The following is a 14244-nucleotide window of genomic DNA, read 5'->3' as shown; positions in this document are numbered from 1 at the left end:
TTCCGGGAAAGCAGAGCATGAACAACGCACCGTACGACCTGTGCATCGACAGCGGCGGTGACCAGTTCGCCGTGTCGGGACCCGCCCCCCGCCTGTCGTGGAAGCCGCCGTCGGACGCGGGCCGCCCGGCGGAGTACGAGCTGGAGTGCACCGTCGACGGCGAGGCGCAGCCCGCGGTGAGGGCCGCGCCCGGCCGGCACCGGTTCCTCCGCTGGCCCTGGGCGGCGCTGGGCAGCGGCCGGCAGGTGGCCTGGCGGGTCCGGGCCGACGCCGCCGAGGGTCCGTCGCCGTGGTCGGAGTGGAACACGTTCGAGGTCGGCCTCCTCAATGAGGACTGGCGGGCGCGCTGGATATCGCCGGTCGAATCCGGCGACCCCGGCTACGGCAAGCGCCCGGCCCACACCCTGACGACGCGGTTCGAGGCACGGGCCGGGGTGCGCTCGGCGCGGTGGTACGCGACGGCGCTCGGCGTGTACGAGGCGTATGTGAACGGTGAGCGGGCCGGCACCGCCGAACTGTCGCCCGGGACCACCTCCTACGACCGCACGCTCTACGCCCAGGCATCGGACGTCACGGCCGCCGTCACGGCGGGCGGCAACCTGATCGAGATCGTCCTCTCCGACGGTTGGTACCGGGGGCAGGTCGGCGCTTTCCGTCTGCCGGCCGGCTGGGGCACGGTGCTCGGCGCACGGGCCGAGCTGCACATCACCTACAAGGACGGCTCCCACCAGGTCGTGCGAAGCGACGAGACCTGGACGAGCACGAGGTCGGCCATCACCCGGGCCGACCTCATGGACGGGCAGACCACCGACTTCCGCGGTCGGCCCGGCACCGGGCAGCCCGTCCTCGTCGACCAGGTCGAGGCGCCTGCGATCGACTGGTCGCCGGCGCCGCCCGTTCGCGTCGTGGAGTCGCGTCCGGCAGAGTCGGTCGAGCGGCTCGAAGACGGGCGCTGGATCGCCGACTTCGGGCAGAACGCCTCCGGCTGGGTCGCCCTGAGCGACCTCGGAGCGGCCGGTACCCGCACCGTGGTCGACTACGGCGAGCACGTCGGCGCCGACGGCGATCTGACGACTGCCCACCTGGACTCCGCCCGGCCCGGCGAGAAGCCCATCACCTTCGTCCAGCGCGACGAGGCCGTCTCCGCGGGCCGTGGCGAGGCGTTCGAGCCGCGCCACACCGTGCACGGCTTCCGGTATGCGCGCATCCGCCGCAACGGCGCCGCCCCGCTCGACCCCGCGAGCCTCACCATGCGCGTCGTCCACACCGACCTGCGCCGCACCGGCACCTTCGCGTGCAGCGACGACGACCTCACCCGCCTCCACGAGATCGCCGAGTGGAGCTTCCGCGGCAACGCCGTCGACGTGCCCACGGACTGCCCGACCCGCGAACGTCTTGCCTGGACCGGCGACTACCAGGTCTTCGCACCGACCGCCACGCGCCTGTACGACGTCCTCGGCTTCAGCCGCAAATGGCTCCGCTCCGTCCGCGACGACCAGCTGCCCGACGGCCGGATCGCCAACTTCTCGCCCGACGGCCGACGCATCAAAGACCACCTGGACGACCAGTTCGCCCTGATGACCGGCTCCGCCGGCTGGGGCGACGCGATCGTCGCCGTTCCCTGGGAGCTGTACGAGTCCTACGGCGACCGAGAGGCGCTCGCCGAGAACTGGGAAGCGATGGTCCGCTGGGTCGAATGGGCGCTGCGGACCGCCCGCACCGCGCGCCACCAGTCCCGGACCGAGCGCTCGGCCGAGCCCCTCCCGCACGAGCGGTACCTGTGGGACGGCTCCTTCCACTGGGGCGAGTGGACCGAGCCGAAGGCGAAGGCGGCCGACGGCACCCGCATCGACCCGATCAAGACCAACCCCATCGCCTGGTTCATGGCCGACAAGGGCGAGCTCGGCACCGCGTTCCTGTACCGCTCGACGGCGACCCTCGCCGGTGTCGCCAGGGTGCTGGGCCACACCGAGGACGCAGCCCGCTACACCGGGACCGCCGAGCGCATCCGCGACGCCTGGCGCACCGAGTTCCTCGCCCCCGATGGACGCACCACCGGCGACACCCAGGCCGGCTATGTGCGCGCGCTGGCTCTCGGACTCGTCCCCGAGGAAATGCGCGAGGCCGCCGCCGCGCGCCTGGTCGACTTGATCCGTGCCGCCGACACCCACCTCGGCACCGGCTTCCTCGCCACCGGCGACCTGCTCCCGGTCCTGGCCGACACCGGCCACGCCGACATCGCCTACGACCTGCTCTTCCGGCGCACCGCACCCTCCTGGCTGTACATGCTCGACCGCGGCGCGACCACGATCTGGGAGGACTGGGAGGGCATCGACGAGAACGGCACCGCCCACGACTCCCTGAACCACTACAGCAAGGGCGCCGTGATCCGCTTCCTGCACACCCACACCCTGGGGCTGCGGCAGGCGCCGGGATCGGCCGCCTGGGAATCCTTCGAGGTCGCGCCGGTCCCGCACCGGCCGCTGACCTGGGCCCGGGGCACACACGAGTCCCCGCAGGGCACGATCGCCGTCGAGTGGCGGATGACGGGCGACAAGCTCACCATCACCGTCGAGGTCCCACCGGCCAGTACCGCGTGCGTCGTCTTCCCCGACGGCACCATCGAGGCAGTCACGTCCGGCACCTTCAGCGCCACCCGCCGTATGCCGAAGGGAGGTTGAGGCGCGGCCCGCACGCGGATGACGTCGGCCGTCGCCCGCCTCCCTTCCGGCCGACAGGGAACGCGCCGAACGCATCCTGGCCGCCGCCCGGGAGCTTTTGCCGGCGTGGGGCTACAAGCGGGTCACCGTCGACGAGATCGCGGCGCCGCGCCCGCATCGGCAAGGGCACCGTCTACCTGCATTGGAGGACGAAGGAGGTCCTGTTCGCCGAGCTGCTGCGGCGTGAGTTCCATGACGTGCCGGGTCTCATTGCCGCCCGGATCGAGCAGGATCCGGCGGTTGCCCTGCCCCGCCGGCTGGTCCCGGAGGTCTTTCTGGAGCAGGTCCGGTGGCCCCTGGCCCGTGCGATCCTCACCAGCGACGGCGATGTTCTCGGCACGCTCGCCATGACCGCCGACGGGCATCCGGTGGCCCGGCAGCTCGGCTTCCACCCGTGCGGACCTGCTCGGCCGGGTGATCAAGGGGGCCGTCGAACCCCCGGCCACGCCGACGGAAGCCACCGTGCGTGCCGCCGCGCGGGATGTCGTCTCCGCACTGGCCGATGCCCGGAGCGAGCTGGCCGGAGGCTGAGGGGCAGGCGGTGTCGCGTTCCGGTACGCCGCATCGGCGGTCAGTCGGCCGTGCGCCAGCGGGAGCGCAGGTTGAACGCGGCGGTCTTCGGGCGGCGTTCCCGTGTGAAGACCCCCTTTTTGTTGCCGTCGACGCGGAAGACGCCCGGGGCGGTGGCGAAGTCGGCGAAGTGCCAGATCTGCTCGCCCACCACCGCGTCGATCCGGTCGAAGACCCGGTGGTACACATCGAGCAGGCCGGCCTGGTATTCCTCGGTCCACGGAGTGGGCACGGTGCTGCGCAGGCCGGGGTAGGTGTCGGCGCCGTATTCGGTGATGACGATGGGCTTGTCGTGCTGCTCCGCCCACTGCCGTAGTTCGGTCTCCAGCGCGGTCTCGGCGGCTTCGAGGTCGCCGGGGCCGACGTACCAGCCGTAGTAGCGATTGAGCAGGACGACGTCGAAGAGGTCCGTGACCTGACATTGGTCCGGTCGCGCGAGCAACGCGTTGACGTAGGCGACGGGCCGGGTCGGGTCCATGCGGCGGGCTTCGGCGGCCAGCGGGGCGAAGTAGTCCCGTGCTTCCGGCTGGACATGGTCGGGTTCGTTCGCGATGCTCCACAGCACGACGCTGGGATGGTTCTTGTCACGCGCCACGAGCTCCCGGATCGCCTGGAGGTGGGTGCGCCGGGTGTCCTCGCTGATGGTGTCGGGGGAGAACGTGGACACCCGCTCGCCGGAGTTGAAGATGCCTCCGCCGATGTTGAGGTTGAGGCCGACCGCGGCCGTTTCGTCGATCACGACCACACCGTGCCGGTCGGCATAGTCGAGGACTTCCTCCGCGTAGGGGTAGTGCGAGGTCCGGAAGGAGTTCGCGCCGATCCAGTCCAGGAGGGCGAAGTCGTGCACCATCAGCACGTCGTCGTGGCCCTTGCCGCGTATGGCCGCGTCCTCGTGCTTGCCGAACCCCTTGAAGTAGAAGGGGGTTCCGTTGATCAGGAACTGTTTGCCGCGTACTTCCACGGTGCGCACGCCGACAGGCTGACGGTAGCTGTCGATGACGTCCCCGGCGGTGTTCAGCAACGAGGCTTCGAGTGCGTAGAGGTAGCCGTCGCCGGGCGCCCAGGGGTGCACGCCGGGCACCCGTAGGGTGCCGGCCGCACCAGTGGCCGCGGCCACTTCGGCGCCTGAGGCGTCGAACAGCGAGATACGGACCGAGTGGGCCTCTCCGGTGCTGTCCACCCGGTAGCCGACCACGCCAGTGGTGTCCTCGAAGGTGGTGGTTACCGTGATGTCGCTGATGTGGACTGTGGGGGTGGTGTAGAGCCAGACCGGTCGGTGCAGGCCGGCGTAGTTGAAGAAGTCGTGGAAGTACCGCTGCACCCGGCGGCCGTCGGGCCGCTCCTCGATGCGGCCGGGCGGGATCGATGCCCAGGTCAGTTCGTTGTTGACGACGACGGTGACGCGGTTGTCGGCTCCCGGCCGTAGCTGTTCGGTGACGTCGGCCTCGAACGGCGTGTAGCCGCCCTCATGCTCGGCGACCTTGGTGTCGTTGACCCAGGCGGTGGCGCGGTGCGTCGCGGCATCACACCGCAGGACGACGCGTTCCCCTGCCCACCGGGCCGGTACCCGGACGCTCGTCTGGTACCAGGCGTCGCCGACATGGTCGCGGACTGCCGCATCGGGAAAGATGTCGTTGTAACTGGCCGGTACCGGCATGTCCACCGCCGCTGCGAGGGGCGAGCGCCACCAGCCTTCGGTGCGGCCGGCTCCCTCCGCGTCCAGGCGGAACTTCCACAGGCCGCCCAGTGAGCGGCGTTCGCGGGTGGGACCGTCCTGCGGACGAAGCATCGTCAGTTCTCCTGTTCTCCGCGGGGTGGTCACGCGGTGGGTCGGGGCCATGTGCGTGTCACGAAGGGACCGCGTCCTATTTGATGCCGGTGCTGGCGATTCCCTGAATGAAGTGTTTCTGGAGGGCGAGGAAGAGCAGGATGATGGGCGTGACGACGGTTACCGCACCGGCGAGCAGCAGGCCGTAGTTGGTGCTGTTGGCGCCCACGGAGAACAAGGCGAGCGCGACCGGCAGGGTGTAGTGTTCCTCGGTCTGAGAAATCACCAGTGGCCACAGGAAGTTGTTCCACTGCGCGAGGAATGTCAGGATCGCCAGAGTCGCCAGAGAGGGCCGGCAGAGCGGAAGAATCACCCGCAGGAAGATCCGTACTTCTCCCGCACCGTCGAGCCGAGCCGCTTCGACGAGTGAATCCGGGATGTCCCGGATGAACTGGCGCATGAGGAATACGCCGAGTGGTGTCACCAGGAAGGGAAGGATCAGTCCGAGATAGGTGTTGCTCAGGCCCATGTTGCTGACGAGGACGAAGAGCGGCACGAAGGTGGTGACACCTGGAATGATCAGCATCGTGAGGACGAGACCGAACAGGAAGCGTTTTCCCAAGAATTCGATCTTCGCGAAGGCGTATCCCGCCATCGAGCAGAACAGCAGATTTCCCGCGACGCAGGCCAAGGCGACCACTGTGCTGTTGAGGAAGTACAGCTCGAAGTTCTGCTTGGACAGCAGCTGTTCGAAGTTGGCGAGTGTCGGGGACTGGGGGAGCCAGGTGCTCGGATGCGCGACGATTTCCCCCGTTGGTTTGACCGATCCCAGGAACATCCACGCGAAGGGTGTCAGCGTCGCGAGGATGCCCGCGGTCAAGGCGACGTAGAGCATGAGGCGGACAGGTGGGGTGCGGCGGTGTGCGCTGAGGGTGAGGCCGGCCCGAGTCGTGCTGGTGGTCGTGGTGATCATGTCAGGCTTTCGCTCGGAAGATTCGGAATTGAACGAAGCTGAGCAGCGCGATGGCGGTCACCAGCACGTAGGAAGCGGCGGAAGCCATGCCGTAGTTGCCGAACCCGAATTGCTGGTAGGCGTAGTAACTGATCGATGTCGTGCTGTCCAGTGGGCCGCCACTCGTCATCACGAACGGTTCTTCGAAGAACTGGAGGTAACTGATACTCAGGAGCACGGCGACAACCAGCGTGGTCGGCCTGAGCAGGGGAAGGGTGATGCTTCGGAAAGCGCGCCAGCGCGTAGCGCCGTCCATGCGGGCTGCCTCATGCAGGTCGGCGGGCACTGACTGCAACCCTGCCAGGAAGATCACCATGGGGATGCCGAAGTGCCGCCATACCGCCATCAGGATGAGCGCGGGCATCGACCAATCCGGGTCGTTCAACCAGTCCGGCCCTTGAATTCCTATGGCAGCAAGGGCGGCATTGATCATGCCGTCCGACTGGTAGAGGTACTTCCACACCACTGCTACCGCGACAATGCTCGTCACTACCGGAGCGAAGTACGCGACGCGGAAGATTCCCTTCGCCCGCTGAATCCCGGAGTTGAGTGCGACGGCGAGAGAGAGGGCGATCACCATCGTCAGAGGAATTCCGATGGCGACGAAGTAGAGCGTGTTGAGTACCGCGCGGACGAAGGTTGGATCCCCGAACAACGTGGTGTAGTTGTCGAGGCCGACGAAGTTCACCATGAATGGTGTTCGTGCGTCGCGGCTCGTGATGTCCGTGACGCTCATGGACAGGGAGGAGAAGACCGGCCAGACGCCGAACGTCGCGAACAGCACAATGAAGGGTGAGCAGAAGGCCCATGCGGCCAGGGTGCGCCGGACTCGTCCTGATGTGCCCCTGGGAGGCGCCGTCCGACGCGGTTGAGCAGCTCGGTCCGGCGGGGCTTGCATGGAAGCGGGGGAAGTCATCGTTGGTTTCCGGTTCCGATCGTCGACGCTTTCGCCTGGAGCCGCTGCACAGCGGCCTCAGGTGATGAGGTGCCCTTGGCGACCTTCTCGATCTCGGCATCCAATTCTGCGGTGACTTGCTTCCACGTCGTGGTATTCGGTCCCGGCTGTGCTGTCTTGAGCTGGGACCGGAACACGGCCATGGAAGCATCGGTCGCGAGTTTCCCCTCGGTCCAAGCCGACTGGACAGCGGGAAGATCCCCGGACAGGTCGTACCATGCCTTCTGACTGTCGGGCCGGGCCATCCACCGGATGAACTTCCATGCGCCCTCACGGTTCTTGGCGTCCTTGAACACCGCCCAGTGTCCGCCGCCGATGTAGCTGGTATTGGACTTCGGCCCCGCCGGAAGCGGCGCGACCCCCACCTTGTCGTCGACGAAGGATTGGCCGCCGGCAGATTTCAGCAGACCTTGCTCCCATGGGCCGGAAATGAGTGCGGCAGTGGACCCGGCAACGAACTTCGGTTCAATCTCTCCGAGACTCATCGGACCGTTCGGGCTCGTGGTCTTCGACGCGATGAACGATCGGTAAAATTGCAGTCCCTTGAGCACCTCTGGCGTATCGAAGGTGAACTTGGTCCCGTCCTTGTTCACGAGCCGGGCTCCGGCCTGCCACATGAACGGCAACACGCTTTGCCAGCTCTGCGCCGCGCCGGTGGGCAAAGAGAGACCCCACCTGGCGCCTTGCCGTTGGAGGGCCTTGAGGAAGGGGCGGTACTCGTGCCAGGTTTTCGGCGCGGAAACTCCTGCGGCCCGCGCCATGTCCTTGCGGTAGAAGAGGGAGCGGGTTTCCACATACCAGGGGACGCCGTACGTGGCTCCCTCGAAGGCGGTGCTCTGGACGGCGCCACGGTAGAAGGCCGAGTTGTCGACAAGTTTCGGCGGGACTTGTTCCAGTCCGCTCGTGGTCGCGAACGCTGCGAGGTCCGCGGTGCCCACCAGGGTGGCATCAGGGGTGTCTCCGGAGGCGATCGCCGTTTCGACCTTTTTTCCGTAGTCCTGCCAGGGAACCGCGGTGACCCGCACCTTCGCTTCGGGGTTCGCCTTCTCGAAGCGCGCGGCCAGCTGGGGCAGGAGTTCGCCCTCCGTCCCCATCGCCCACACGGTGATGTCGCCCCTGGCCCGCGACGTGTCGATCGGAGGTCCTTTGTCGGCCTGCCCCTGCTTGGCGTCGGTGCGGCCACAGCCGGTCAGAACCAGGGCGGCGGTCAAACCGCCAACGAGTGTCTTCGCGATCTTTGATGTGAACATCGTCGTCCAGCCCCTCTCCACCTGATGGATGCGCGAGCGTTTCTTCAGCACGTCGTGGTGTGGGTGAGCGAGACCGTACATCGAAAACCGAACAGGTGCCATAGTTTCGGCGAGGTGAACTCCGGCTCCAAGCGGCCGTCGTCCCCATCGGCGTGGCGGGACCCGGTCGGCGGCAGCCCGTCGCCGGCCCCCGCGACGTGGGTGCCGACGGAGGGGGTGGTGAGCTGGGCGTCGCCATAGGGTTGACGCCATGACCGAAGAGATGAGCGCTCGTCCGGCCGCCCGGCGGGGCCCGTACGCCAAGAGCGCGCGCCGCCGGGCCGAGATCGTCAGCTCCGCGACATCCGTCTTCGCGGCGCGCGGTTACCGAGGCGGCTCTCTGCGGGAGATCGCGAAGCAGATCGATCTCAGTCTGACCAGCGTGGTGCACCACTTTCCCACCAAGAGCGCACTCCTTGTGGCCGTCCTCGAGCGTGCCGATGCCGCGAGCATCGAATCCTTCGAGTCGGACACCCGTACGAAGGGTGTGGCGAGTGCTGTCCTTCGATACGTTCGTCGCAATCTCGAACGGCCGGAGATGCTGCGACTCCTCGCCCTCATGGCCGCGGAATCCTCGGCTCCGGACCACCCCGCTCATGAGTGGTTCCGTGACAGGTACGAGAGGGTCATCGCCGCCATCGCGATCGCCGTCCGTCGTGACCAGGACGAGGGGCGCATCTCCAACAGCAGGGCTCCCAGGAACATCGCGGAGTCCCTCGTCGCCCTCTGGGACGGACTCCAGCTCCAGTGGCTCATCGACCCGCGTCGCGACCTCGTCGCCGGGGTGACGGCCGCGCTCGAGGACCTGCTGGGCATCCAAGACGCCCTCGACACCTGATCCGCGCTGCCGCCGGACCAAGGGGCCGGGTCTCTGCGATTGCGGTCGGCCCGCCAGCCGTACGAGCACCGCTCCCCGGTGAGGGCCCGGGGGGATCAGCTGGGATACAGGCCGCCGTCGAGGGTGATCACCTTGTTGGTGAGGTAGCCGTTGGTGACCATCGAGGTGGCCATGGCGGCGACTTCGTCGGGGGTTCCGAGGCGTCCTACAGGGGTGGGCGCGGGCAGCCGGCTGACCGCGCCGGCGTCGGCGGGCAGGATCCGGGTGCCTCCGATGAGCGCGGGGGCGAGGGAGTTGACCGTGACGCCGGCGTCGGCGACAAGGACAACGCGGGCGTACGTACGGGGATCGGCATCACCTTCCTCGTGATCACCGGTCACTTCCTCGCCTACACATTCGTCAGGCCGATCCTCCAGGACGACGGAGTAGACGACAACATGATCGGGGTGTTGCTGCTGACCTTCGGCGTCGCCGGCATCTGCGGCAACTTCATCGCCGGAGCGCTCATCGCCAAGCGGCTGCGGCAGACCGTCGTGGGCATCTCCGCCGTCCTCCCCGCCGCCATGGTGCTCCTCGCGCTCGTCGACAACACCGCCGTCACAGCGGGCGCCATCCTGATCCTGTGGGGCCTGGGCTACGGCGCGGTGCCGGTCACCTTCCAGACCTGGATCCTCGACGCCGCACCGGACACCAGCGAGGCAGCCTCCTCGCTGTACGTCTCCACGTTCAACCTGTCCCGAGCCGTCGCAGGATGTCGTGGGCGAGGCGGCTGCCACCGGTGACGGCGTGTCGGATCAGCCCGGGGGAGGAGGCGTCGCCCACGACGTGCCAGTCTGCGTGCGGGCATGCCGCCCTCAGCGACACGAGCTGCTCCTCGTCCGGCGATCGGTATCCGCAGCCGAGCACCGTGCTCCCCGCATCCAGTTCGGTGGTGTCCTTGGTGACCACGTTGCGCAGGAACAGTTTCGAGTCGTCGGTGCGGATGAGTTCGGTGTAGGGCAGCACACGCACGGCGGAGCGGAGGAGCCCCTTGGTGAGCCGGATCCGATTCGGTGTCTCCACCTGGCCCCCTGCCGACCCCAGCGGCGTCACCAGGGTGACCTTGCGATCGGTCGCCCTGGCCAGCCGGAGCGCGATGACGCTGCCCGCGCTGTAGCCCTCGGGGTCGTACACGACGACGTCGCTGTCGTGAGCCGGCTCCCATGCCCCGGCGAGGTAGTCCGCATCGGTCCGTACCTCGTAGTGCGCGGACTCCAGCCACGGGGGCAGCGCGGGCGACGAGCCGCCCGCGAACACCACGCGCTCAAGCGTCGGACTCGCCACGACGGACGGCGTGGCGCGGGTGCCGAGACGAACCTCCACACCGTGTTCGGACAGGGCCCGCTCCGCCCAGCGCCGGTACTGGCGCACCTGGTGTGGATCGGCGAGCAGCGCGTAGCCGATGCCACCGCCGACGCTGTCGTCCTGTTCGAGCACGACAACGGCCAGTCCGCTCCTCCCCAGTACGCGGGCCACTTCGATGCCGGCGGGTCCCGCACCCACGATGACGGTCCGTCCGGCGCCCGCGGGGTCCACAGGCAGGGGCGTCTCGGCCAGTTCCGGGTGCGCCACCTCGGGGTTGACCGAGCACGCCAGCGTGAGCGACGCGCCGACACGGCGGCATCCCTCGTTGATCGAGATGCACGGCCTCGCCAGTTCTGCCGTGCCGGCGTGGATCTGCGCGGCCAGCCGGGGTTCGGCGATCATGGCGCGCGTCATGCCGACCAGGTCGGCGTCCCCGGACGTGACCACGTCCTCGGCCTGCTCGGCGTCCAGGACTCGTCCGGCCACCAGCACCGGGGCGCGCAGGCGGGATCGTGCCCGTGCCGCGAGTTCCCGGTACACGCCACGGGGGTAGTCGGCGGTCGGCACGGTGCCGACGGCGCCATCGGCGGTCACCGAGCTGCTGCCGACGACGTCGAAGAGATCGACGACGCCGAGTTCGTCGTAGTGACCGGCGATGTCGAGCAGGTCATCCCTGCTCAGCCCGAGCCGCCTGGTCCGGGTGTCGAGAGACATGCGCAGGGCGACCACGAAGTCACCGGACACGGCGTCCCGTACAGCGCGCAGCACCTCGGAACCGAACCGCAGCCGGTTCTCCGGACTGCCACCGTAGGCGTCGTCGCGGCGGTTCAGCACGGGGCTCCAGAACTGCTCGAGCAGATGCGTACCGTACGCCGTCACCTCGATGCCGTCCCAGCCGCAGCGGTGCAGTCGCCGGGCGACATCCGCGTAGTCGCGCACCAGGCTCGCGATGTCCTCCTTGTTCAGCACCCGCGGCGTGCCGCTGGGCAGGAACCCGGCGCCCCCTGAGGGCGCCACGTGCTCCTGGTCGGGATCCGCGATCACTTCCCGGGCACCGCGATGCGTGGCCTGGGCGATCAGGGGGGTGCCTTCCGCGTGCGCGGCGTCGGCCATCCGGCGCAGGGCGGGCTCGTTCTCCGGGTCCCAGAGGGCGGGGTTGAACCTGTTCGCCGCCGTGGCGCTCACCGACGCGGAACCGAACGCGATGATCAGCCCTGCGCCGCCCCGGGCCCGGCGCAGGTGGTAGCCCTCCAAGTGGGGAGTGATCAGCCCGTTCACCGCGAGTTGTTCGGAGTGGGCGGTGGAGACGATGCGGTTGCGCAACGTCAGGTGTGCGAGGCGGAAGCGTTCCATGAGTTTCATGCGTGGTCCTCCTTGCCGGTCGGGCGAGGGAAGTCGAGCCGGTCGACGAGGAACGCCGAGGCCACCGTGTCGTCCATGACCAGCACGGTGCGTCTATGGAAAGAGTTGACCGGTGTCTCATCGAGCGCGGGCTTCGCCACTGTCATCGGAACATCACCTCGGGGTGGCCGTGGTCGGTGGCTGGGAGTATGCGAACAGGTCAGGATGTCAACAAGGATTTTGGCCGGCAGCCAGGAAAGACGGGATCTCCGAGTCGAAAGTTCTCTTATAGTCCGACCATGGCCAGACCTTCGCGGGCCGCGGTGACGTTGACGAGCCAGGAGCGGCAGACGCTGGAGAACTGGGCACGCAGCCGGGTGTCGTCGCAGGCGATCGGCTTGCGTGCCCGGACCATCCTGGCCCGCGCGGAGGAACCGACCGACCGGGCAGTGGCCGACCGCCTGGGCATCTCCCCGCAACTGGTCGGCAGATGGCGCTCGCGGTTCCTGGCCGGGCGTCTCGCCGGACTCGCCGATCGGCCACGATCCGGCCGGCCGCGCGCGGTGACCGGAGCGCAGCGCGACCGCGTCGTGCTCCAGCTGCTCCAGGATCCGCCCGAGGGCGGATCCGGGTGGTCCACCCGCTCGCTCGCCGCGGCGACCGGCGTGAGCCAGACAAGTTCAGCCGCATCATGAAGTCACTCGATCCCGGCGCGGTCGCGCCCGCCGACTGGTTTCCCGGGCGGGAGCGCACCATCGGCGGCGTCCTGCTCGATCCGCCCGTGCGTGCTCTCGCGGTCGTCCTGGCCGAGGACACACTGTCCGCCGGCAGCGCCGCCCGGGGCGCACGCGGGACGAGCCACCGGTACGACGCCGTCCTGGTCCTCACCGCGGCCGGCGCTTTCGCCGCCGACGCCGCCGACGCCGGCGCGCCGGACGTGTCGGAAGCGCACACGAGCGGCTTCCGAGCGTTCCTCGACCGGCTCCACCAGGCCCACCGGCCCGGAACCGAGGTGCACATCCTGGTGGGCGGCGCAGCCGTGCACACCGATCCTCACGTCGCCCACTGGCTGCGTCGGCACCCGCGCTTCCGTGTGTATCCGGTGGCCGTCGGCCGCACGTGGGCCGACGACGCGAGGGCGCTGCTGCTCGGAAACCCGGACAACCGTCACGGCACGGTGCCGCGGCCGCTCGTGCGTGACCTCCGCGACCGCGTCCGGACGTGGCTGGCCGACCGGTCCGGGCCGCTGATCTGGGTGCCCGGCCGGCCCGAGCGACATCACCTTGGTTACGACTCACCGCCGGACACTTCTCACCTCACCGCCATGTCCGGAGCGGATACAGGCATACCGGGTTCCCCGCGCCTGGTGGACCGGGTCGCCCACGCGCTGCGAGAACAGATCGCCAGCGGACACTTCCCGCCGGGTGAGCGGATCAAGGAAGCACCGCTGGCCGCGCGGCTCGGCCTCTCCCGTGGCCCGGTCCGTGACGCACTGAGACTGCTCGCCGAGGACGGCCTCGTCGAGTCGATGCCCCACCGGGGCACGACCATTCCGATGGCCACGGCGGAACGGGTCATGGAGGTCTACGCGGCGCGCGCCGCGCTCGGTGCGGTGATCCTCCGGCGGCTGGCCACACTCGAACCCGAGTCGCTCCACCCGGTCGGCACCGCTCTCGCCGACGTGTGCCGAGTCGCGCGGCACCAGGACCACTCCCGGATCGGAGACGCCGACCTCCGGTTCCAGGACGCGATCGCGCGCGCAGCCCGGCTGCGCCACACGTCACTGTTCTTCCTGCGTCTCACGATGCAGCTACGGATGTTCATCGCCATCCTCAAGCTCGATTACGCGGATGTACCCGGCCGCATCGAGCGGGCCGACAGGGCGATCTTCTGCGCGCTGCGGGAGCATGACGGGGGCGAGGCCGTCCGCGTGTGGCGCGCCAAGTTGGACATCGGCGTCAGGTACATGGTGGCTCAGCTGCCGACGGAGAACTTCGACCCCGAACTGTGGCTCACGATCTCCGGCGTCACCCAGCAGCGGGGCGGTCGACAGCGGCCTCACTGACCCACGCGATTCACCGACCCGTTACGCCTTCACGGCTCACGGTGGGTTGGCCAGGGGCCGTTCGACCTTGTATCGCCCGCCTCAAGCCGAGCCCTCCGCGTGACGGGAGCGCCGTATCACGGCGAGCCGCCGACTGTTCGCCGACTACGCCGCCGTCCGGCTGACCGAGGCGGTCGCGCGGGCGGCGGCGAGGTGAATTTCCGCGCACGGAACGCGGTCCGTGCCGACCGCCCGCCGTCGAGTGGTGGCATGCTCGGTCTCGACCCATCCGACATCGGGAACGCCGCGTGGAGCACCGCCCCTGCGTATAGCTGTCCCCGTGCGGTCCTGCGGGAGTTCCCG

The 14244-nt window shown here is 68.8% G+C and carries 13 protein-coding genes; 5 read left to right on the top strand and 8 right to left on the bottom strand.

What is annotated here, in order from left to right; translation table 11 throughout:
• Positions 1–17 precede the first annotated feature (17 nt).
• On the top strand, positions 18–2681 hold the full coding sequence (locus EEJ42_RS11795; RefSeq protein WP_123099890.1) for a family 78 glycoside hydrolase catalytic domain: 2664 nt from the start codon (positions 18–20) through the stop codon (positions 2679–2681).
• Positions 2682–2803: 122 nt separating this feature from the next.
• Here the strand turns inward: EEJ42_RS11795 and EEJ42_RS11790 are convergent, their stop codons facing one another.
• The 5 genes from EEJ42_RS11790 to EEJ42_RS11770 all read right to left on the bottom strand — a co-directional run bounded on the left by EEJ42_RS11790 (position 2804) and on the right by EEJ42_RS11770 (position 8326).
• A complete protein-coding gene (locus EEJ42_RS11790) occupies positions 2804–3112 on the bottom strand; it encodes a hypothetical protein (RefSeq protein WP_123099889.1) in 309 nt (102 codons plus the stop codon).
• A gap of 179 nt (positions 3113–3291) precedes the next feature.
• Entirely contained in the window at positions 3292–5079 is a 1788-nt protein-coding gene (gene uidA / locus EEJ42_RS11785) for a beta-glucuronidase (protein WP_123099888.1), read from the bottom strand.
• 76 nt (positions 5080–5155) lie between these two features.
• On the bottom strand, positions 5156–6031 hold the full coding sequence (locus tag EEJ42_RS11780; protein ID WP_123099887.1) for a carbohydrate ABC transporter permease: 876 nt from the start codon (positions 6029–6031) through the stop codon (positions 5156–5158).
• Between the two features lies 1 nt (position 6032).
• A complete protein-coding gene (locus EEJ42_RS11775; protein WP_246096378.1) occupies positions 6033–6854 on the bottom strand; it encodes a carbohydrate ABC transporter permease in 822 nt (273 codons plus the stop codon).
• Between the two features lie 128 nt (positions 6855–6982).
• Entirely contained in the window at positions 6983–8326 is a 1344-nt protein-coding gene (locus tag EEJ42_RS11770) for a sugar ABC transporter substrate-binding protein (protein WP_184503041.1), read from the bottom strand.
• 199 nt (positions 8327–8525) lie between these two features.
• On the opposite strand from EEJ42_RS11770, the gene EEJ42_RS11765 reads away from it, so the two are divergent.
• Positions 8526–9152 (top strand): TetR/AcrR family transcriptional regulator, encoded by a 627-nt coding sequence (locus EEJ42_RS11765; protein ID WP_123099884.1) that lies wholly within the window; start codon positions 8526–8528, stop codon positions 9150–9152.
• 95 nt (positions 9153–9247) lie between these two features.
• Here EEJ42_RS11765 and EEJ42_RS11760 read toward each other — a convergent pair whose 3' ends face one another.
• Positions 9248–9532, bottom strand: coding sequence for an SDR family oxidoreductase (locus EEJ42_RS11760; protein ID WP_221179362.1), 285 nt, complete (start codon positions 9530–9532; stop codon positions 9248–9250).
• On the opposite strand from EEJ42_RS11760, the gene EEJ42_RS11755 reads away from it, so the two are divergent.
• Positions 9518–9934 carry an MFS transporter gene (locus EEJ42_RS11755; protein ID WP_246096377.1) on the top strand — a complete coding sequence of 139 codons (417 nt, stop codon included), beginning with the start codon at positions 9518–9520 and terminating at the stop codon, positions 9932–9934. The two genes, EEJ42_RS11760 and EEJ42_RS11755, sit on opposite strands and share 15 nt — an antisense overlap.
• Here the strand turns inward: EEJ42_RS11755 and EEJ42_RS11750 are convergent.
• Positions 9879–11858, bottom strand: a complete 1980-nt coding sequence (locus EEJ42_RS11750) for an oxidoreductase (protein ID WP_123099883.1) — start codon at positions 11856–11858, stop codon at positions 9879–9881. The two genes, EEJ42_RS11755 and EEJ42_RS11750, sit on opposite strands and share 56 nt — an antisense overlap.
• On the bottom strand, positions 11855–12004 hold the full coding sequence (locus EEJ42_RS50805; RefSeq protein WP_184503040.1) for a hypothetical protein: 150 nt from the start codon (positions 12002–12004) through the stop codon (positions 11855–11857). The genes EEJ42_RS11750 and EEJ42_RS50805 overlap by 4 nt, the downstream gene beginning before the upstream one ends.
• A gap of 132 nt (positions 12005–12136) precedes the next feature.
• On the opposite strand from EEJ42_RS50805, the gene EEJ42_RS11745 reads away from it, so the two are divergent.
• Entirely contained in the window at positions 12137–12532 is a 396-nt protein-coding gene (locus tag EEJ42_RS11745) for a helix-turn-helix domain-containing protein (protein ID WP_184503039.1), read from the top strand.
• Positions 12529–13902 carry a GntR family transcriptional regulator gene (locus EEJ42_RS11740; protein ID WP_123099881.1) on the top strand — a complete coding sequence of 458 codons (1374 nt, stop codon included), beginning with the start codon at positions 12529–12531 and terminating at the stop codon, positions 13900–13902. Before EEJ42_RS11745 ends, EEJ42_RS11740 begins: the two co-directional genes overlap by 4 nt.
• Positions 13903–14244: the final 342 nt, after the last annotated feature.

Source organism: Streptomyces botrytidirepellens (assembly GCF_003721215.1).
Classification (GTDB): Bacteria; Actinomycetota; Actinomycetes; order Streptomycetales; family Streptomycetaceae; genus Streptomyces; species Streptomyces himastatinicus.
Note: the sequence above shows the minus strand (reverse complement) of the source record. Positions and strands in the feature narration are given on the sequence as shown.